Origin of the sequence: Azonexus sp. (assembly GCF_030824335.1) — a bacterium.
GTDB lineage: Bacteria > Pseudomonadota > Gammaproteobacteria > Burkholderiales > Rhodocyclaceae > Azonexus.
Window position 1 is genome coordinate 239,025 of the sequence record NZ_JAVBXX010000007.1, and the last position, 20,257, is coordinate 259,281.

Sequence of the window (20,257 nt, forward strand, 5' to 3'; positions counted from 1 at the left end):
GCATACTGGAGTCAATCCATGGCGGACCGGCGCTTGCAGGTTTTTCATGCAGTAGCCAAGCATCTCAGCTTTACCCGAGCGGCAGATGCCTTGTTCATGACACAGCCGGCGGTGACCTTCCAGATCAAACAACTGGAAGAGCAATACGGCACGCGCCTGTTCGAGCGACGGCACGGCAGCATCCTGCTGACGCCGGCGGGCGAGGTGGTGCTGTCCTATGCGGAAAAGATACTGGCGCTATCCGACGAAATGGATACCCGGCTGTCCGAAATGACGGGTGAAATGCGTGGGCCGCTGCTCGTCGGTGCCAGTACGACCATTGCCGAATTCATGTTGCCGCGTGTCCTGGGCGAGTTCAATGCCTTGTACCCGCAGGTCAGGGCGCGGCTGATCGTGGCCAATTCGGAAAGCATCGAAGGCCGGGTGGCCGAATTGACGCTGGATGTCGGGATGATCGAAATGCCGGCCAAGCTTTCCGGTTTGACCAGCCAGATCTGTTGCGAGGACGAGTTGCAGGTGATCTGCATGCCGGATTATCCGCTGGCCGAGTTCGCCAAGCTGTGCCCGAACGATCTGGTCGACTACGAATTCATTTCCCGCGAACCCGGTTCCGGCACCAAGGAAATCACCGACAGTTATTTCCGCCAGCACGGCATTGCGCCGGAACGCTTGAAAACCCAGATGGAGCTAGGCAGCCCGGAGGCCCTGAAAGGCGTCGTTTCGACCGGTCTGGGCTTTGCCATCGTGTCGCGTGCGGTGGTGGCGAAGGAAAACCGGCTCGGCGAATTGCTCAGTATTCCGCTCGATCCACCGCTCAAACGCAATTTGTATCTGGTGCACCCGAAGGACAGGTTCCAGTCGAAACTGGTCGCTACCTTCGTCGACTTTGCCCGGCGAAAACTCAAGGAACAGGCTGAATGAAAACCTCCCGCCCCATCCGCGCATCGATTTCACCGGCGGCCATTCTCCACAATTACCGTCAGGCCAAGGCCTGCGCACCCGATTCCTGGGCTTGGGCTGTGGTCAAGGCCGATGCCTACGGTCACGGACAACAGCGAGCGGTCGATGCCTTGCAAGGCGAGGCCGACGGATTCGCCTTGCTCGAATGTGAAAACGCCGTGGCCCTGCGCGAACGTGGCATTCGCCAGCCCATCCTGCTGCTCGAAGGCATCTTCGGCGACAGCGATGCGCGGCAAGTGGTCAAACATGGGCTGCATACCGTCGTCCATTGCCTGGAACAGATTGACCTGCTGGCCGCCCATGCCCGGGCCGACCGGCCACTGAGTATTTACCTGAAGCTCAACAGCGGCATGAACCGGCTCGGTTTCGACGAAACCACGCTGGCCCGGGCCTGGGAGCGACTGAAGCAGATTCCTGCGGTCAACCTGACTTTGATGACACATTTCGCCGAGGCCGATGGCGAACGCGGCGTGCGTTGGCAACTGGCGCGTTTTCAGGCCATGGCTGGTGAGTGGCACGGCCCGGTCAGTCTGGGCAATTCTGCCGCCATCCTGCGCCATCCGCTGGCCCACGGCGACTGGGTGCGGCCTGGCATCATGCTTTACGGCGCCAGTCCGTTTGCCGATCAGCCGGCCGAAGCCTTCGACCTGTTGCCGGCCATGACGCTGGACAGCCAGTTGATTGGCGTGCAGAACGTCCGCACCGGTGAACGCATCGGTTATGGCGGTACATACACGGCCGAGCGGCCGATGCGCATCGGTATCGTCGCCTGCGGCTACGCCGACGGCTATCCGCGCCATGCGCCAACCGGCACGCCGATTGCCGTTGCTGGCAAGCTGACTCGCACCGTGGGGCGTGTTTCGATGGACATGCTGGCCTGTGATCTCAACGATATTCCGGAAGCCGGTATCGGCAGCCCGGTGACCTTGTGGGGCAAAGGCGCAGCCGGTTATGTACCAGCCGACGCGGTGGCGGCTGCGGCCGGCACCATTGCTTACGAGCTGTTCTGTGCGCTGGCGCCACGTGTGCCGGTGAGTGTCGTCTCTTAAGCGGCGCCGGACGAGGATTGGGTGACATAGGCTTCATCCATCGCACGCAGTCGGCAACTCAGGATGCGCGCGATGTTGCGAAAAATCTTCGCGCCGGCAAGCGGGGCGGACAGGCAGGCGTTTTCATTCAGGCGGAGCAGGATGCACGGGGAATCGGCAATGACAGAGGCCGAGCGTGGGTCTCCATCGATAAACGACATTTCACCGAAGCAATCGCCGGTGTGCAGCTTGGCCAATATTTTTCCGCCACGATTTTCGGATGATTTGAGCACCAACACCTGACCGGCGATAATGATGTAGAGGTAAGCACCGGTACCATTCTGGCGGACGATGGTTTCGCCGCTGCTGAAATTGCATTTTTCAGCATTGCGGAGCAGTTCGATCAATTCTTGTTGGCTCAATCCGTTGAATACGCCAATACGTTCGATAAGCTTGCCCATGAGCCGCTGATCGTCGTGAAAACTGATTTCTTCATTAGTCCAGGTCGGCATAGTGCAATTTACGGTCAGTTAGCCGCGTAGTGTATCCTTCGAACAACATGGCGAAAAGCAAAACCATCTATAGCTGCACTGAGTGCGGCGGCACCAGCCCGAAGTGGCAGGGCCAGTGCCCGGCCTGCAATGCCTGGAACACGCTGGTCGAAAGTATTGCCGAGAAACCCGGCAACCATCGCTTCGAATCGCTGGCGCCAACGGCCAAGCTGTTGAATCTGTCGGAGATCGAGGCGCGCGAAACGGATCGTATCCCGACCGGTATCAGCGAATTCGATCGGGCGCTCGGCGGCGGTCTGGTGCCGGGTGGCGTCGTGCTGATCGGCGGCGATCCGGGGATCGGCAAAAGTACGCTGCTGTTGCAGGCGCAGGCCCAGTTGTCGGCGACGCACAAGGTGCTTTATGTCAGTGGCGAGGAATCCGGCGAGCAGGTGGCCTTGCGCGCCCGCCGCCTGAATCTCGATACGCGCTCTCTGCAGTTGATGGCCGAGATCAATCTGGAACGCATCCTGTCCACGCTGCAGGCGGAAAAGCCGCAGGTCGCGGTAATCGATTCGATCCAGACGCTGTGGTCCGATCAGTTGTCCAGCGCACCGGGTTCGGTGGCGCAGGTGCGCGAATGCGCGGCACAACTGACGCGGCTGGCCAAACAGGCCGGCATCACGGTCATCCTGGTCGGGCATGTGACCAAGGAAGGCGCGCTGGCTGGGCCACGCGTGCTCGAACACATCGTCGACACCGTACTCTATTTCGAGGGCGACACGCATTCCAGCTTCCGGCTGGTGCGCGCAGTGAAAAACCGCTTCGGCGCGGTCAACGAGCTGGGCGTTTTTGCGATGACCGAAACCGGTTTGAAGGGTGTCAGCAATCCTTCGGCGCTGTTCCTGTCGCAGCACGGGCAGGAGGTGGCCGGTTCCTGCGTGATGGTGACGCAGGAAGGCACGCGGCCGCTGCTGGTGGAAATCCAGGCGCTGGTCGATACAGCGCACGGCAATCCGCGCCGGTTGACCGTCGGGCTGGATGCACAGCGCCTGGCCATGTTACTGGCCGTTTTGCATCGCCACGCCGGCATCGTCTGCTTCGATCAGGATGTCTTCGTCAATGCCGTCGGCGGGGTAAAGATTGGCGAGCCGGCGGGTGATCTGGCGGTGCTGCTGGCGATTACATCATCCTTGAAAAACAAACCCTTGCCAGAGAAACTTATTGTATTTGGTGAAGTTGGTCTGGCCGGTGAAATCCGCCCCGCACCACGTGGCCAGGAGCGCTTGAAGGAAGCGGCGAAACTCGGTTTCACGCGGGCGCTGATCCCGGAAGCCAATCGTCCGCGGACGCCGATTCCGGGCATGGAAGTGATTGCCGTCAAGCGGGTTGATGAAGCGGTAACGCGCATCCGGGAATTGCAATGATCTTCGGTTTAGCCTGGCGCATGCTCGGACGCGAATTGCGTTCCGGCGAGATGCGCTTGCTGTTTGTCGCACTGTGCATAGCCGTGGCGGCAGTGTCGGCTGTCGGCTTTCTGGCCGACCGGGTCGGCCGGGCGCTGGAAGTCGAGGCGCGGCAGATGCTGGGGGCCGATCTGGTCGTCGTGAGCGACCAGCCGCTGGATAAAGGCCTTCGGCAGGAAGCAGAAAAACGCGGCTTGCGCACGGCGCAGACGCTGGTCTTTCCGAGCATGGTGCTGGCTGGCGGGCGGTCGCAACTAGTCGAGATCAAGGCGGTCAGCGATACTTATCCCCTGCGCGGTCTGTTGCGCACGGCGACGCAGCCCGGACTGACCGATGTTGCGGTCAACCGGGGGCCGACGGCAAAAACCGTGTGGGTCGATGAGCGCCTGCATGGTGCACTCGGCTTGTTGCCGGAGACGCCGCTTCATATCGGACAACTGGTTTTGCCAGCGACAGCGCTGATCACCCGCGAACCCGACCGCAGCATGAATCTGTTCGCCATGGCGCCGCGCTTGATGATGCATATCGATGACGTGCCGGCCAGCGGATTGCTCCAGTTCGGCGCCCGCGTGCGTTACCGGTTGCTCATCGCCGGGCCGGAAAAAGCGCTTGCCGAATGGCGCGACTGGGCCAGCGGCAAGCTTGCGCGCGGTCAACGGCTGGAAGACATCGAAAATGCCCGACCGGAAATTCGTACTGCACTGGATAAGGCGCAACGCTTTTTGGGCCTGGCAACGCTGTTGACCGTAATACTTTCCGCGATTGCCGTGGCACTGGCGGCGCGCCGTTACATGCAGCGTCATCTCGATGCCTGCGCCGTGCTGCGCTGCCTGGGCACGACACAGGGCCGGCTGCTGCGCCTGCATGCCTTGTCTTTCCTGGCTATGGCGCTGGCCGCTGCATTACTCGGTGTCCTGTTCGGCTTCGCTGCACATTTCGTCCTGGTTTCGGCGATGGCTGATCTGGTGTCGAGCGATTTGCCCTTGCCCGGCATCCGCCCGGCGCTTGAAGGCGCTTTGGTGGCCGGTGTGCTGCTCTTCGGTTTCGCCATGCCGCCCTTGCTGCAATTGGCTCGCGTCCCGACCCTGCGCGTCTTGCGGCGCGAACTTGGGCCGCCGGCGCCGCTGGCGGTCATCGGTTACCTATTTGGTTTCTTGTTGCTCTGCGGGCTGATTTTTCGCGCCGCTGGCGACGTGCGGCTTGGCTCGTTGGCCATTGCCGGTTTCAGCGGGGCGCTGGCGCTGTTCTGGTTCCTCGCCTGGCTGGCGATTCGTCTGGCCAGTCGCTGGCGCGGCGGTATCGGCTTCGGCTGGCGGCAGGGACTGGCGACGCTGGCTCGTCACGGCACGGCCAATACCCTGAAAATCGTGGCGCTGGGCATCGGCTTGATGGCCTTGTTATTGCTCGGTGTGACCCGGCTGGAACTGGTCGATGCCTGGCAGAAATCCGTGCCGGCCGACGCGCCGAATCGGTTCGTGATCAATATCCAGCCCGAACAGCAGGTTGGCGTGGCGCAGTGGTTGGCCGGGCAGGGCATTGCCGCCGAGTTGGCGCCAATGGTCCGGGCGCGTTTGCTGCGCATCAACGAACGTTCGGTCAGTGCGGCCGATTTTCCCGATGATGATCGGGCGCAACGCTTGATCGAGCGCGAATTCAACTTGTCCTGGCGGGCGAGCTTGCCGGACGGCAACGAGGTCACCGCCGGTCGCTGGTTTGCTGCGGCAGCCGCCGGCAACACGGAGAAATCCGGGAAGCGTGGGGCCCAAGCAGAGGGCGAAGCATCGGTCGAAGCCGGATTGGCCAAAACCCTCGGCATTGCCTTGGGTGACCGGCTGGTTTTTTCGGTGGCCGGCGAGGAAAAAAATGTGGCTGTGACCAGTCTGCGCAAGCTCGACTGGGATTCGATGCGGGTCAATTTCTTCGTGCTGACGCCACCCGGCGTGCTCGACGATGCGCCGGCCAGCTATATCACCAGTTTTCATTTGCCGACAGAGCGACGCATGCTTGCGTCGCAACTGGTTGAAGCCTTCCCCAATCTGACCGTGATCGATATCGACGCCATCCTGGCGCAGATTCAATCGGTGGTCGGGCAGGTGGTCGGCGCAGTCCAGTTCGTCTTCCTGTTCACGCTGGCCGCCGGGGCGGTCGTGCTGTATGCCGCTTTCCTGTCGGCCATCGACGAGCGGCGTTTCGAACTGGCCGTCATGCGCGCACTGGGCGCCCGGCGTGAGCAATTACGCCAGGCTCTGCTGGTTGAACTGGCGGCCGTCGGAGCGCTGGCCGGGATGATCGCAGCGCTCGGTGCCGCCGGACTCGGTCAACTGCTGGCGCGTCAGGTTTTCCAGATCGAACCGGAATTTTCCCTGACTTCGCCGCTCATTGTGGCCGCCGGCTGCGCGCTGGCTACGACCTTCGCCGGCTGGCTGGGTATGCGCCGCCTGCTTGGCGTGCCGCCGCTGGAAGCCTTGCGCCAGGGCAATTAAGGGATTGCCCGGGCGCCAAGCCAATCATTCATTGCGCCCGATCAACTGATTCAGTTCTTGACTGATCTGCCGCAAGGGTTCGTGGGCTTCGGCACTGCTATCGAGGATGTGTACCATTTCTTCGGAGAAGCGGCTGATTGTGTCGCTCAGTTCGTGTTCCTGATCGTCGGTCAATCCCAGGCTGACAAAGGATTTGGCTAGTGCCTGTTCCAGACGCAGCATCAATTCCGAGGTTGCGGTGACTTCCTTGAGATAGGTTTGGGTCAGGCCGCTGGTGACGCTCTGGATGCGTTCGAGTACGTGCCGGATGCCGGAATCCTTGCGGTTGTTCGCGCTCTCGGTCTCGATAGCCTGGATGCGCGCTTCGGCCGACTCCAGTGCGATGCACAGGTGGTCGCGCAGGCGGCCGCAGTATTCCGGGTCGTGCAGCGGCAGATTGTTGATCATCAGCGTGATGTGTTCGAAATTGTGCACGCCGCGATTCTTGAATTCGAAAATACGGTCCATGCCGCGTACATGACCCAGCACCGACTCCTCCAGCGGCTGATTGGTCCCGCGCGGGCTGATGGTGATGGTCGTGGCCCGGGTGCGGACCTGGATCGCACCGTCGAGGTTGTAGCGCCGGATCATGTCCAGCGTGCAGTTGGCGATGCCCGTTTCGTCTTCGCAGGAAAGCAGTTCCCGCAGGAAGCGAACCAGTACGGCATATTCATCCATGTTTGCCATGACCAGTGAGGAAAGCATTTCTGCATCGTCGAGTTGCTGGCGGATCTGGCTGGCATTCTGTTCGAACTGGCGGGCGACCCGGACTTTGCGCTCAAGTTCTTCTGCCGCGAATGGCTTGACGATGAAATCGTCGCCACCGGCATCGTAACCGGTCAGACGGGCTTCGATGGTGTCCTGAGAGGAAACGAAGGTGACCGGCAGGGTGCGCAGGTGGTAGTCATCCTTGATTTCGCGGCAGAAATCGTAACCGTTGATACCGGGCATGCGGACATCGAGCAGGAACATGTCCGGCTTTGTCCCCTCCAGCCGAGCCTTGCAGGCTTCGACCGTCGGAAAGGTCTCGACCAGGCACTGACCTGCGAGTACAGAACCGATCAGGTCGAGTGCCATCGGATCGTCATCGACGGCAAATACAGTGAAGTCTTGTTTCATACGAGGTGTTCTCCAGGCAAACGTATTTTAGGTTGTTGGTGTCGCAGATCCGGTTGGTGGAATGGCTGTAGCTAGGGCGGTGTGGGGCAATTCGACTGCCTGCCGGATGTTCTCGCACATCGTTGCGGTCAAGGCGGTCAGTTCCTCAAGCAGCGCATCGGCAGGCTGGCCTGCTTCAATCGTCGTTTCGAGGTTGGCCGAAACCTGATGCAGGCGGCTCATGCCCAGCAGACCGCAGCGCCCCTTGATCATGTGGGCCGTCATGCTGGCCGTTTCCCGATCTTCGTCAGTCAGCGACTGGCGAATTTTTTCCACGGCAGCCGGACCTTCGGTCAGGAAATTGCGTAGCCAGTAAACGAAACGGTCCGCATCGTTGCGCATCAGACTGCGTACTTGAACCAGATCAATCCCCTCAACTTCCGGGAAATGGCCTGTTGTTTCGGTGGCGTCCGGGGTTTCCGGACTGCTGGATATGACAACCTGTTTCTCTGCCCCAATCCAGCGAGCGAGCACGCGGTAGAAAGTCGGTTCATCGAATGGCTTGCCAAGATGGTCGTTCATGCCGGCCTGCAATGTTCTCTCCCGTTCGTGCACCATGGTATGTGCGGTCATTGCGATGATCGGCAAATCCTGGAAGTGCGGTTTCTTGCGAATTTCATGCGTAGCGGTATGCCCGTCCATGACTGGCATCTGAATGTCCATCATCACGAGATCATAGTTTTTTTTGCCGTTGAACAGCATGTTCAGCGCTTGTTCGCCGTTGCGTGCCAGGTCGACCGCAATACCCACGTTTTTCAACAGAATCTCGACCAGCTCACGATTCATTGCCTGATCGTCGACCACCAGAACGCAGGTGTCGCGGTAGCGAATGTTCAGCGGGGTATCCGCTTCCTCATCCTGGTGCTGCAATTGTTCGCTATCGCCTTTGGTCAGCCACAGCCGGACGTCGAAACGCGATCCAATGCCGGGCTTGCTGCTGACTTCGATATCGCCATCCATCAGTGCGGCCAAGCGGGCACAGATGGCAAGGCCCAGCCCGGTGCCGCCAAAGCGTCGGGTGACCGAGGCATCGGCCTGCGAGAAAGGTTTGAAGAGCAGGGGAATCGACTCCTGATCGATACCGATGCCGCTATCTTCGACCGATATATCGATGCAGGCGCGCGCTTCGCGCATGGCGACGAGATTGATCCGGGTCCGGATATGGCCACGTGAGGTGAATTTAATGGCGTTGCTTAGCAGATTGAGCAGAATCTGCTCAATGCGCAGCGCATCGCCGATCAATACGTCGGGGACTTCCTCGGCGATACTTTCCTCAAGGATCAGGCCTTTTTCGCTGATCCGGTAGCTGATGACTGTATTGACGCGGCTAAGCAGGCGACGAATGCTGAATGGTTTTGCGTCGAAAGTGATGGCGCCGGCAACGATTTTCGACAGGTCGAGCAGATCGTCGATGATGTTGCCCAGCGTTTTCCCGGCCTCGATGACGCTATCCAGGTACTCGCCTTGCGTAGTCTGGTTGCACAACGGGCGGGCCAGCCGGGAAAATCCGATGACCGCCGCCAGTGGCGTACGCAGTTCATGCGTGATATTGGCCAGAAATTCGTCCTTGGTCCGCTCGGCCACGCGTGCTGCTTCAAGAGCCCGGCTCAGTTCGGCAGTCCGCGCCGCAACCTCTTCTTCGAGATGGGCGCGATGCTTGGCCAGTTCGTTCTCGATCTGCAATTTGGCCGTCACGTTTTCCTTGGTCGTGATGAAATGCGTGATGGTTTGTTCGGCATTGACGATGGGGGCAATCGAAGTGTCTTCCCAGATCAGTTTGCCGTCTTTCGTCCGGTTGCACAGCAAACCACGCCAGCTTTTGCCGGCCGCCAGGGTGCGCCAGAGATCCTCGTAAGTTTCCTCGGTCGTCAAGCCGGACTTCAGGAAACCCGGCCGCTGGCCGATGATTTCCTGTTTGTCGTAACCGGTCAATTGCGTGAAGCGCGGGTTGACGTATTCGATGACGCCTTCACGGTTGGTGATGAACATCGAGGTCGGGCTTTGTTCGAATGCCTGCAACAGTTGCGCCGATTGATGTTCGGCTTGCTTGGCTTTTTCTTCGGCTGCCTTGGATTGGCTGATGTCGACGTGCGTGATGACTGCGCCATCGGGTAGGGCGTTTTTGCCGGGGAGCGGCCTGGCCGTCATCGTAAACCAGCGTTTTTGCCCTGCCGAATCGCAGGTGTATTCCATGCTGAACACTGGCAATCGACCATCGAGTACCGCCTGGATGCCCAGTCGCGCCCGGCTGGCATCGTCGTCGTCCAGCCTGTCGGTCTGGCCAGTCGAAAAGTAGTTGGCCCCGGTCAGCGTGTTTGGCGTCGCCACATCCGGGAACTTGGCATTTTCCAGGGAAAAGCGGCGCCAGGGCTCGTTGACCGCAAGAATGACGCCTTGGCGGTCGATCACTGCGACTTCCGCTGCAACCAAGTCGAGAATGCTGCGCAGCAGCGATGCGTTATCGGCGCGCTTCGGTGCGCTGCTGAGCAGGTGCTGCAACGCCTGCGCTCCGGGCAGATAACGAAATATGCGAGCGACAAACGAGGTAGATCCCTGCATGTTGTTCCCTGTTGTTTTATCGCTTGGCGATGCCTTGTGAGGGCAACAGTATACGGTGTTTGGCTAGTCAATTGGTCGAGCGGCTTGGGCGCATAGACCTTACCCGGGAAGGCGCTATTGCGCCAGTTTGGTGCATCTCTTATCTTGCCATCGGGTAAAATGCCGCATGCTCAATCACGTACCACAGGCTGCACCGCGGCCACTCTTCTCCTATCGCAAGTTCTGGGCGCACCGTTTCGGTCCGGCACCTTTCCTGCCCATGTCGCGCGCCGAAATGGACCAATTGGGCTGGGACTCCTGCGACATCATCATGGTCACCGGCGATGCCTACATCGACCATCCCAGCTTCGGCATGGCACTGGTCGGGCGGCTCCTCGAAGCCCAGGGTTTCCGCGTCGGCATCCTGTGCCAGCCGGACTGGAATTCTGCGGTCGACTTCCGCCAGCTGGGCAAACCCAATCTGTATTTCGGCGTCACCGCCGGCAACATGGATTCGATGGTCAATCGCTACACCTCGGACCGCAAGACCCGCTCCGACGACGCCTACACGCCCAACGCCGAACCCAACAAGCGGCCGGATCGCGCCGTCACCGTCTATGCCCAGCGCTGCCGCGAAGCCTATCCCGGAACGGCAGTGATCATTGGTTCCATCGAAGCCAGCCTGCGCCGCATCGCGCATTACGATTACTGGTCGGACAAGGTCCGCCGCTCGGTGCTGCCGGATTCCAAGGCCGATCTGCTGATTTTCGGCAATGCCGAACGCGCGCTGGTCGAACTGACGCACCGCCTGGCGCGCGGCGAAAAGATTTCCGACATCCGCGACCTGCGCGGCACCGCCTTCATGGTGCCGACTGGCTGGCTGCCCGGCGACGACTGGGATGTGATGGATTCGACCGAAGTCGATACGCCAGGACCGTTGATCCAGCATGCTGATCCTTATGCGATGAACGATGCTGGCGCCGGCAAAAATGGCCAAAATTCGCGGTTGACGCTGGGGCCAGCCGTTGGTTCTATGGTCCCAGAAAATGGCCAAAAAACCGAACACGTCGTGCGCCTCGTCTCGCGTGAGGAACGCCTGGCCGCCCGCCGTGAGCGCCGCGCCCACACCGTGGTTCGCCTGCCATCCTACGAGCAGGTCAAGGAAGACCCGGTGCTGTACGCTCACGCCTCGCGCACCTTTCACCTCGAATCCAACCCCGGCAACGCGCGGGCTATGGTGCAGGCGCATGGCGAGCGCGATGTCTGGCTGAATCCGCCGCCGATTCCGCTGACCACCGAAGAGCTCGACGGTGTCTACGAACTGCCCTATGCCCGCCGGCCGCATCCGAGCTACGGCGACGCGAAAATCCCGGCCTGGGAAATGATCCGCTTCTCGGTCAACATCATGCGCGGCTGCTTCGGCGGCTGCACCTTCTGCTCGATCACCGAGCACGAAGGGCGCATCATCCAGAGCCGTTCGGAAGACTCGGTGATCCGCGAAATCGAGGAAATGCGCGACAAGACGCCGGGCTTCACCGGCATCGTCTCCGACCTCGGCGGGCCGACCGCCAACATGTTCCACCTGACCTGCAAGGACCCGCAGATCGAGTCCGCCTGTCGCCGCTTGTCCTGCGTCTATCCGGACATCTGCGAAAACCTCGGCACCGACCATTCGAAGCTGATTTCGCTGTACCGCAAGGCGCGTGACGTGAAGGGCGTCAAGAAGGTGCTGATCGGCTCCGGCCTGCGCTACGACCTGGCTGTGCGCTCGCCGGAATACATCAAGGAACTGGTCACGCATCACGTCGGCGGCTATCTGAAGATCGCCCCGGAACACACCGAAGCCGGCCCGTTGTCGAAGATGATGAAGCCCGGCATGGGCGCCTACGACCGCTTCAAGCAGTTGTTCGACCGTTTCTCACGCGAGGCCGGCAAGGAGCAGTACCTGATCCCGTATTTCATCGCCGCCCATCCGGGAACGACTGACGAGGACATGCTCAACCTGGCGTTGTGGCTGAAGAAGAACAACTTCCGCCTCGACCAGGTGCAGACCTTCCTGCCAACGCCGATGGCACTGGCAACGACGATGTACCACTCCGAAAAAAATCCGCTGAAGAAGCTGCACCGCACTGGCGGCGAGCATGTCGGAGCCGTGCGCAACGGGCGCCAGCGCAAGCTGCACAAGGCTTTCCTGCGTTACCACGACGCCGAAAACTGGCCGTTGTTGCGCGAAGCCTTGAAGGAAATGGGGCGCACCGACCTGATCGGCAATGGCAAGAAACACCTGATTCCCGCCTGGCAACCGGCGGGTACGGGACTGAAAAGCGGTTTGCTGCACAGCGATGCTCGCAGCAGTGCTCAACCGGCCGCAAAGCATGTGGGCAAAAGCACTGCGGGGAAAACCGGTAGTGGCAAAACTGGCCCACAGATGGCGTCGACCGCAGCAGTGCGTCGAGCCTCGCCAAGTGGACGGAGTGATGCCACCCGTCCGGTTAAAGCAGGCTTTGCTGCAGGAAAAAGTGCCAAACCGAGCAGTGGACCGCGGAAACCCGGTCCGAAAAGATAAAAACCAGCATAAAAGCAGGAGAGAAAATGGAAAGCAGCACCGTCACAACCTACGAAAAAATCGGCGGCGATGCCGCCGTCGGCAAGCTTTGCGACCGCTTCTACGAATTGATGGACACCGTCCCGCATTTTTCCGAATTGCGCGCCATGCACCCGGAGAGCCTGCAGGGCTCACGCGACAAGTTGTACATGTTCCTGTCCGGCTGGTTAGGTGGCCCGGACCTGTTTGTCGAGAAGTTCGGTCATCCCCGCCTGCGCGGTCGTCACATGCCGTTTGCCATCGGCATCAAGGAGCGCGACCAATGGGTTGCCTGCATGGTGCTGGCGATGGAAGATACCGGTGTCGAGGAGAGCATCCGCGCCAAGTTGCTGGAGAATTTCTTCAACACGGCGGATTTCATGCGTAACAAGGAAGGCTGAAAGCCCTCCTTGCGTGCGGCGGATGGGTCAAATGATCCGTTTGGTAGTTGATCCCTCGCTTTGCAGTATTTGCATCAACAGGATGACTTCCTGGATGACCGGAAGCGACAGGCCATCTCTGTCGCCACCCCGGTTATCGCGCAACAGATCCTCAAGATAGCGATAGCATGCCGGCGTTCCCCATAATTCGCCGATCTTGCGACAGACATGCGGCATTGCCTCAATGCTCTGCGCGCCATCCTGGGTAGAAATGAAGGAATTGCCGCCAAGAACGCGCTCCAGTTGTTCCGGGCCATCTTCCCAGCGGATCTCGTTAACATTGAAGCGTTCTTTCAGTTGCTGGGCAACCCAGCGAAACTCGGCTTCACTCCCCAAGCGCTGATAAGTCAGCAGCAGTTTCAGCCAAGGCGTCAAGGCAGCTTCCGGTGTGGCATCGACAAAGTCCCGGAAAAACTCGGCAGCGTGTGCCATGTGGCCGGTTTTCAGCAGGAAGTCAGCAATATCCGAATATGCCATGGGATCGGCGATCTGGACATCCGGGAGCGTGCCGGTTTCGGAAGGGGACGAAATCGTATCGAGAGCAGATCTCCTGGGGCTAGCCGGTGGCTTGTTCAAATTGATTTCCAGCCCCGTTTCATCAACCTGGCCTGACGCTGGCCGACGACGCCAACGTGTCAGCATGTTTTGGCCCAAATAGGCGAACGTGAGGCCCAACACGATACCCAGTGTGCCTGTCCCGACACCAAGGATGAGCTTGTCCCGGTTTGTCGACAGCGCCGGATTTTTGTTGGCAGGCAAGATGGCTGTCTCCGGCAGCGCAGTTCTTTCAAGCGGCATCTGCTTGACTTCGGCGACTGGTGGCAGGGGGCTTGACGGTATTTCGATCCTTTTTTCAGCAAGGCGAATTTGTTCCAGCGTTTCCTGCAGTACGGCCATTCGACGTTGCAAGGCAATCAATTCTGCTGTGTCGGTGTCGTTGCTCGGCGGTAGCGCCGTGTTGATGAAACGATGTAATTGCAGCAGCTCTTGCCGGCTTGCCTCGGCACGTTCATGGACCACCAGGTCACCTGGATAGGCGGTCGCATCGGTGACCTCCGAAACAACGAGGCGGTCACTGCTGCGCTCAGGGAGCTGTTGGGCGGTATACCTTTGGTCTGGTACTGGCAGTCTTGATGCAGGGAGGTCGTGTGCCGGCTTGATGATTTCGCCGCTGCTGGCTGCTATTGCAGCCGGGCTGTTGGCCAGATTCTGCAAGTCAGGCACAACCAGCACCAGCCCGGGGGGGAGCAGGTCACGGCTTGAATATTCCATGACCAGATCCGGGTTAGCCTGAAAAACAGCCTGGGTGAAAGCCTTGCGCATCTTTGCATTTTCCGGATACAGCGCACTGGCCAAGCCGGAAACCGACTCCCCATCGCCAATGATCCAGGTATGCGTTGGGTGTGCCTGTTTGAGCGGTTTCTGACTGGTTTTTCCTGCAATGCTGCTATCCGGTGGTGTTGCTGCCCGGGAGACTGCCTTGGCAGGTGTCAATTCAGTTGGCTTTGTGCTCGGCGCCGGTGAAAGCATCAACAGGTATTCGCGGGTGACATCGATACCGCAGCCAATCTGGATTGCCAGCGCGAGCATGGGTTCGTCGATGGATTGCGACGAAGTCAGCAACAAGCGGGCTTGCCCGGTACGCCTTTGCAAATTGACATGAATTTTAGCCAGCCACGGGAGATTCTGGCTTGCAGCATTCTCCGGCTTCACCGCACGAAAACAGCTGATCGGTAAATCCTGTCCGACAGGCTGGATCAACTCAACCGTACCGGAAAGGCGTTGTCCAAGGAAGGATGCAACATTCAGGTCACCCAGTGCCGCAGCAAATCCTGATGTCGAAATACTCCCGAAAAGACATGCACATATGGGCAGTATTAGCGTTTTTTTCATCTTGCCCCCAAGCAAAACTTTGGTGTCAGTGTGATGCTCACCAAACCAATTATTAACTACGCCTTTAGTCTTAGTGTAGTTGAATGGCCTGAGTGAAAAAATACAAAACTGCAAAAAAACTCAAAACCATTGCGCCAGATCAAACCTTGATGCCATGAAAGCAACACTGAACTTTTTGCCTTGTCTGGATTACGCTTGATCCCGGAATCAGCAATGGCTGTAAGTGAATGATTGAATCGGCAAAAATCACTACCAGTAGTGCAAAAACCCATCATTTGAACTACAGGTTGTGTACTGATTTATTGACAAGCCTTGTCCGCTGCCCATAGACTGCGTTCCATTGAAGGTTCCCCGCAAGGGGATTGAAAGGGAATCCGGTGCCAGGTCTTCGACCTGAATTCCGGGGCTGCCCCCGCAACTGTAATCGGCGAGCGTTTCGCCAACTCATGCCACTGGATGCGTCCGGGAAGGCGGGTGAAACGCGTTGAGCCGAGAGCCAGGAGACCTGCCTCAATGTGTCCTTTTCATTGATTTTGGGGCGGGGTGTCCCTGACGAGAGGTTGTTGCGTGGTTTCTTGCCGTTGCTTCGTCGTATCGCGTGTCTGCCGGGTGGTTTCCGGTGGCGTAGGTACGCGTCTGCCGGCCGCGCAAGTTCCCGGTTCTCCGCCCCCCGATACGGAGAATCGCCTTGTCACCCACCGCTCAGTCCGTCGTTCACGTTCATTCCGCTGCTAACGAGTTTGCGGTTGCCGCGCTGCAGGTCATCCGCCGCAACGGCGCGCTCGTCGCTTTCGATGCCGACAAGATCGCCGTCGCGCTGAGCAAGGCCTTTCTCGCTGTCGAAGGCAGTCAGAGCGCGGTGTCGTCGCGCATCCGCGAGGTCGTTGCCCGGCTGACGCAGACCGTCGTCCGCTCGCTGACGCGGCGCATGCCCGATGGCGGCACGGTGCATATCGAAGACATTCAGGACCAGGTCGAACTGGCGCTGATGCGCGCTGGCGAGCACGACGTAGCGCGGGCCTATGTGCTCTATCGCGAGCGTCGGGCGGCCGAGCGGGCGGCCAGCCATATCGAGGAAATCAGCGTTGCCGAGTTGCACGTGCTCGACGACGGCGTGCGCAAGCCGCTTGATCGGGCGTTGCTGCTGAAAAACTGCGAGGCTGCCTGCGCCGGCTTGGGTGAGCGGGTTTCACCGCGGACCATCTTCGAACACGCGCTGCGCAACCTGTACGATGGCGTGCCGCTGAGCGATGTCTATCAGGCGCTGATCCTCGCCGCACGCACGCTGATCGAGCGCGAGCCGGCCTACAACCAGGTCACCGCCCGCCTGCTGCTGGCCAGCCTGGGGCGCGAGGTACTTGGTCGGCTGCTGGCGCTGGATGAGCTTGCTGCCCCCCAAGGGGGCTTCCTGCGGGGCGCGGTTCAAGCCGAGTATCTGCCCGTTTTCATCAAGCAGGGCATCGCTGCCGAACTGCTCGACCCGCGTCTCGCCAGCTACGACCTGCCGCGCCTCGCTGCCGCCCTGAAACCCGAGCGCGACCTGCAGTTCGGCTATCTCGGCCTGCAGACGCTGTACGACCGTTATTTCCTGCACATCGAAGGCCGGCGCATCGAGCTGCCGCAGATTTTCTTCATGCGTGTCGCGATGGGGCTGGCGCTCAACGAAATCGACCGCGAAGTGCGCGCCATCGAGTTCTACGGCCTGATTTCCAGCTTCGATTTCATGTGCTCGACGCCGACCCTGTTCAATAGCGGCACGCTGCATTCGCAACTGTCGTCGTGCTACCTGACCACCGTCGCCGACGATCTCGAAGGCATCTATCAATCGATCAAGGAAAATGCCTTGCTGCAGAAATACGCCGGCGGGCTGGGCAACGACTGGACGCCGGTGCGCTCGCTGGGCAGCCGGATCAAGGGCACCAACGGCCAGAGCCAGGGCGTCATTCCCTTCCTGAAAGTGGTCAACGATACGGCGGTGGCCGTGAATCAGGGTGGCAAGCGCAAGGGCGCCGTCTGCGCCTATCTCGAAACCTGGCATCTCGACATCGAGGAATTCCTCGACCTGCGCAAGAACACCGGCGACGAGCGCCGGCGCACGCACGACATGAACACCGCCAACTGGATTCCCGACCTGTTCATGAAACGCGTCATCGAGAACGGCGAATGGACGCTGTTTTCTCCGGTCGACGTGCCCGATCTGCACGAAAAGTTCGGTGCTGCCTTTGCAGCGGCTTATGTCGGCTACGAGGCGCAGGCCGCCGCTGGGCAACTCAAGCTGCACAAGAAAATCCCGGCCGTGCAACTGTGGCGCAAGATGCTGACCATGCTGTTCGAAACCGGCCATCCGTGGATCACCTTCAAGGATGCCTGCAACCTGCGCTCGCCGCAGCAGCATGTCGGCGTCGTCCATTCGTCCAACCTGTGCACCGAGATCACGCTCAATACCTCGGATGCAGAAACCGCCGTCTGCAACCTTGGCTCGGTCAATCTGCTGGCGCACCTGAAGGACGGCCGGCTCGATCAGGAAAAGCTGGCGCGCACCGTGACCACCGCGCTGCGCATGCTCGACAACGTTGTCGACATCAACTTCTACGCGACGCCCAAGGCGCGCAACGCCAACCTGCGGCATCGCCCGGTCGGCCTCGGCATCATGGGTTTTGCCGATTGCCTGTACGAAATCGGCCTGCCGTACGCGTCGACCGCAGCAGTCGAATTCGCCGACAAGACCATGGAAGCCGTCTGCTACCACGCCTATTGGGCGTCGAGCGAACTGGCCCGCGAGCGCGGCCGTTATTCGAGCTTCACCGGCAGCCTGTGGGATCAGGGCATTTTGCCGCTGGATTCGATCGGCTTGCTGGAGGCAGGGCGGGGTGGTTATCTCGACGTGAATCGTGAATCCAGTCTCGACTGGGCCGCGCTCAAGGAACGCATCGCCCGCTACGGCATGCGCAATTCCAACTGCGTCGCCATCGCGCCGACGGCGACCATTTCCAACATCGTCGGCGTCTCGGCCAGCATCGAGCCGACTTACCAGAACATCTACGTCAAATCGAACCTCTCCGGCGAGTTCACCGTCGTCAACGACGCGCTGGTCCGCGACCTGAAAGCGCTCGACCTGTGGGACGAAGTGATGGTCTCCGACCTCAAGTATTTCGACGGCTCGCTGGCCCGCATCGAGCGCGTGCCGGAAGAACTCAAGGCGCGCTACGCGACGGCCTTCGAGATCGACCCGGTGTGGCTGATCGAAGCGGCCGCGCGCCGGCAGAAATGGATCGATCAGGCGCAGTCGCTGAACCTCTATCTGGCGCTGCCGTCCGGCAAGAAACTCGATGAAATCTACAAGCTGGCGTGGACGCGCGGCCTGAAAACCACCTACTACCTGCGCACCCTCGGCGCCAGCCAGGCCGAGAAGGCGGGCGGACGTGACGATTCGGTGGTGACGGAAGAAGTGCCGAAATTCTGCTCCATCGACGATCCCGAATGCGAGGCCTGCCAGTAAGCTTGCGGTTTTTCGCCTGACCGGAATCCGATGATGAAATCCAGATTGCTCCGTTACCTCGCCCAGGCTGCCTGCCTGTTGCTGGCCCTGCCCGTGCTGGCCGAAAGACCCGCCGTGCCGCTTCTGCCCGAAGCGGTGACGGCGAGTGCTGAACTCCTCTACGGCGAGCGCGACGGCTTCTGGGAGAAGACGCTGCTGGTCCGATTCCCGACGCCGCGCCGCGCGCTGTCGACCAGCGATGGCCTGGTCGACGCCCGCGCCGCGATCAACCACGCCGGGCATCCGCTGCTCTGGGTCAAGCTCGGCGCCGCCGGCAAGGCCTACAGCGAGGGCGTACGCGATGCGCTGGCCGAGCGGCTGGGCGTCGCCCACGCGGCGGTGGCGCAGATGGCGACGGCTGCCGACATGGACAACCTGGCGGTCGTCACGCGCAGCCATGGGCCGCTGACGGTGACCGTGCTGGCCACCGCCGGCGCTCGCAGCAATGCGATCCGCACCGGCGTCGACAGCGGCAGCCATATCGAAGGCTGGGACGAGGACAACAAGCCGGCCGGCACCATCAACATCCTGGTGCTGACCAACATCGAACTCAGCGACGCGGCATTGGCCCGCGCGCTGATCACCGTCACCGAAGGCAAGACGACGGCGCTCGCAGACCTCAAGGTGGAAAGCACCTACACGCCGGGCGTGCAGGCGACCGGCACCGGCACCGACAGCATCATCGTCGTTTCCGGCACGGCGGCCCCGCGCGCCAGCTACACCGGCGGCCACAGCCGCATCGGCGAGCTGATCGGCAAGGCCACCCACGCCGCGGTGATCGAGGCGCTGGGCAAGCAGAACGGCTATTTCCTGCCCGGTGCCAAACGCTTCCCCGATGCCGGCGGCGGCCCGGCCAAGGCCGATGGCGACCTGCGCATCGCCTTGCTCCATCTCGATCCGGTGCCCGGCGACATCGCCGGCAACCGCGCCCGCATCGAAGCCGGCATCCGCGCCGCGGCACGCCAGGGCGCCGACTGGGTAGTGACGCCGGAGCTGGCCGAAACCGGCTACAACTTTGTGAAGCACGTCGGCACCGGCTGGATCGCGCCTTTCCCCGATGCCTGGATGCACACGCTGGCGGCGATCGCCCGCGACAACGGTATCGCGCTCTTCGTCGGCTTCGCCGAACGCGAGAAGGGCAGCGGCACGCTGCACAACAGCGTCGCTGCCATCGACCGCGCCGGCAATATTCTCGGCAGCTATCGCAAGCAGCGCCCGGTCGGCCGTGCCGAGGCGTGGTCGGTGGCCGGCGGCGACGGCAAGCCGTTTACCGTCGATGGCATCCAGGTCGGCACGCTGATCTGCGCCGACGCCTGGCGCCCCGACACCGCCGCCCAGCTCGCCGGACGCGGTGCGCAGATCCTGCTGTCGCCGGCCAACTGGCCGCCGGTCGACGGCATGGGCCCGGGCGACGTCTGGGAACAGCGCAGCCGGGAAACCGGCCTGCCGCTGATCGCCGTCAATCGCGGCGGCAAGGAACCCGAACTCGATTTCTCGACCGGCGTCAGCGCCGTGTCGGTCGATGGCCAACGGCTGTTCAGCTTCAGCGCGCCGGCCGGTGGCATTTTTTACGTGGACTGGGATCGCCGTCAGCGCTTCCGTGAAGTCCGTCCCTGATCTTTTCGTCAAACAGGATAGA

Annotated in this window: 12 protein-coding genes and 1 riboswitch; of the genes, 8 read left to right on the forward strand and 4 right to left on the reverse strand. The window is 60.8% G+C overall.

Annotation, left to right across the window (positions count from 1 at the left end; all coding sequences use genetic code 11):
• Window positions 1-18: 18 nt before the first annotated feature.
• A complete protein-coding gene (locus tag RCI20_RS05020; RefSeq protein WP_306603467.1) occupies window positions 19-921 on the forward strand; it encodes a LysR family transcriptional regulator in 903 nt (300 codons plus the stop codon).
• On the forward strand, window positions 918-2,009 hold the full coding sequence (gene alr, locus RCI20_RS05025) for an alanine racemase (protein ID WP_306603468.1): 1,092 nt from the start codon (window positions 918-920) through the stop codon (window positions 2,007-2,009). Before RCI20_RS05020 ends, alr begins: the two co-directional genes overlap by 4 nt.
• Here the strand turns inward: alr and RCI20_RS05030 are convergent.
• On the reverse strand, window positions 2,006-2,500 hold the full coding sequence (locus RCI20_RS05030) for a cyclic nucleotide-binding domain-containing protein (protein ID WP_306603469.1): 495 nt from the start codon (window positions 2,498-2,500) through the stop codon (window positions 2,006-2,008). The two genes, alr and RCI20_RS05030, sit on opposite strands and share 4 nt — an antisense overlap.
• Before the next feature lie 47 nt (window positions 2,501-2,547).
• Between RCI20_RS05030 and radA the strand changes: the two genes are divergently transcribed.
• Together radA and RCI20_RS05040 are read left to right on the forward strand one after the other, a co-directional pair.
• Window positions 2,548-3,906: a DNA repair protein RadA gene (radA, locus tag RCI20_RS05035; protein WP_306603470.1), complete on the forward strand. Its 1,359-nt coding sequence runs from the start codon at window positions 2,548-2,550 to the stop codon at window positions 3,904-3,906.
• A complete protein-coding gene (locus RCI20_RS05040) occupies window positions 3,903-6,428 on the forward strand; it encodes an ABC transporter permease (RefSeq protein WP_306603471.1) in 2,526 nt (841 codons plus the stop codon). The genes radA and RCI20_RS05040 overlap by 4 nt, the downstream gene beginning before the upstream one ends.
• 24 nt (window positions 6,429-6,452) lie before the next feature.
• Here RCI20_RS05040 and RCI20_RS05045 read toward each other — a convergent pair whose 3' ends face one another.
• Window positions 6,453-7,586 (reverse strand): response regulator, encoded by a 1,134-nt coding sequence (locus RCI20_RS05045; protein WP_306603472.1) that lies wholly within the window; start codon window positions 7,584-7,586, stop codon window positions 6,453-6,455.
• A gap of 27 nt (window positions 7,587-7,613) precedes the next feature.
• Window positions 7,614-10,184 (reverse strand): PAS domain S-box protein, encoded by a 2,571-nt coding sequence (locus tag RCI20_RS05050; protein ID WP_306603473.1) that lies wholly within the window; start codon window positions 10,182-10,184, stop codon window positions 7,614-7,616.
• Window positions 10,185-10,443: 259 nt separating this feature from the next.
• On the opposite strand from RCI20_RS05050, the gene RCI20_RS05055 reads away from it, so the two are divergent.
• Together RCI20_RS05055 and RCI20_RS05060 are read left to right on the forward strand one after the other, a co-directional pair.
• The gene (locus RCI20_RS05055; protein ID WP_306603554.1) at window positions 10,444-12,729 is read left to right on the forward strand and encodes a YgiQ family radical SAM protein; all 2,286 of its coding nucleotides are present in this window, start codon (window positions 10,444-10,446) and stop codon (window positions 12,727-12,729) included.
• A gap of 26 nt (window positions 12,730-12,755) precedes the next feature.
• Window positions 12,756-13,148, forward strand: a complete 393-nt coding sequence (locus tag RCI20_RS05060) for a group II truncated hemoglobin (RefSeq protein ID WP_306603474.1) — start codon at window positions 12,756-12,758, stop codon at window positions 13,146-13,148.
• A 27-nt stretch (window positions 13,149-13,175) separates the two neighbouring features.
• On the opposite strand, the gene RCI20_RS05065 is transcribed toward RCI20_RS05060, so the two are convergent.
• Entirely contained in the window at window positions 13,176-15,080 is a 1,905-nt protein-coding gene (locus RCI20_RS05065; protein ID WP_306603475.1) for a FimV family protein, read from the reverse strand.
• Window positions 15,081-15,407: 327 nt separating this feature from the next.
• A riboswitch (cobalamin riboswitch) is annotated at window positions 15,408-15,608 on the forward strand.
• 160 nt (window positions 15,609-15,768) lie between these two features.
• Between RCI20_RS05065 and RCI20_RS05070 the strand changes: the two genes are divergently transcribed.
• The gene (locus tag RCI20_RS05070) at window positions 15,769-18,579 is read left to right on the forward strand and encodes a ribonucleoside-diphosphate reductase subunit alpha (protein WP_306603476.1); all 2,811 of its coding nucleotides are present in this window, start codon (window positions 15,769-15,771) and stop codon (window positions 18,577-18,579) included.
• 30 nt (window positions 18,580-18,609) lie between these two features.
• Window positions 18,610-20,235, forward strand: coding sequence for an adenosylcobinamide amidohydrolase (locus RCI20_RS05075; protein WP_306603477.1), 1,626 nt, complete (start codon window positions 18,610-18,612; stop codon window positions 20,233-20,235).
• Window positions 20,236-20,257: the final 22 nt, after the last annotated feature.

Bases quoted from the DNA above. Each gene is read 5' to 3' on its own strand.
- RCI20_RS05020 (WP_306603467.1), top strand. From the start codon at position 19: ATGGCGGACCGGCGCTTGCAGGTTTTTCATGCAGTAGCCAAGCATCTC.
- alr (WP_306603468.1), top strand. From the start codon at position 918: ATGAAAACCTCCCGCCCCATCCGCGCATCGATTTCACCGGCGGCCATT.
- RCI20_RS05030 (WP_306603469.1), bottom strand. From the start codon at position 2,500: ATGCCGACCTGGACTAATGAAGAAATCAGTTTTCACGACGATCAGCGG.
- radA (WP_306603470.1), top strand. From the start codon at position 2,548: ATGGCGAAAAGCAAAACCATCTATAGCTGCACTGAGTGCGGCGGCACC.
- RCI20_RS05040 (WP_306603471.1), top strand. From the start codon at position 3,903: ATGATCTTCGGTTTAGCCTGGCGCATGCTCGGACGCGAATTGCGTTCC.
- RCI20_RS05045 (WP_306603472.1), bottom strand. From the start codon at position 7,586: ATGAAACAAGACTTCACTGTATTTGCCGTCGATGACGATCCGATGGCA.
- RCI20_RS05050 (WP_306603473.1), bottom strand. From the start codon at position 10,184: ATGCAGGGATCTACCTCGTTTGTCGCTCGCATATTTCGTTATCTGCCC.
- RCI20_RS05055 (WP_306603554.1), top strand. From the start codon at position 10,444: ATGTCGCGCGCCGAAATGGACCAATTGGGCTGGGACTCCTGCGACATC.
- RCI20_RS05060 (WP_306603474.1), top strand. From the start codon at position 12,756: ATGGAAAGCAGCACCGTCACAACCTACGAAAAAATCGGCGGCGATGCC.
- RCI20_RS05065 (WP_306603475.1), bottom strand. From the start codon at position 15,080: ATGAAAAAAACGCTAATACTGCCCATATGTGCATGTCTTTTCGGGAGT.
- RCI20_RS05075 (WP_306603477.1), top strand. From the start codon at position 18,610: ATGATGAAATCCAGATTGCTCCGTTACCTCGCCCAGGCTGCCTGCCTG.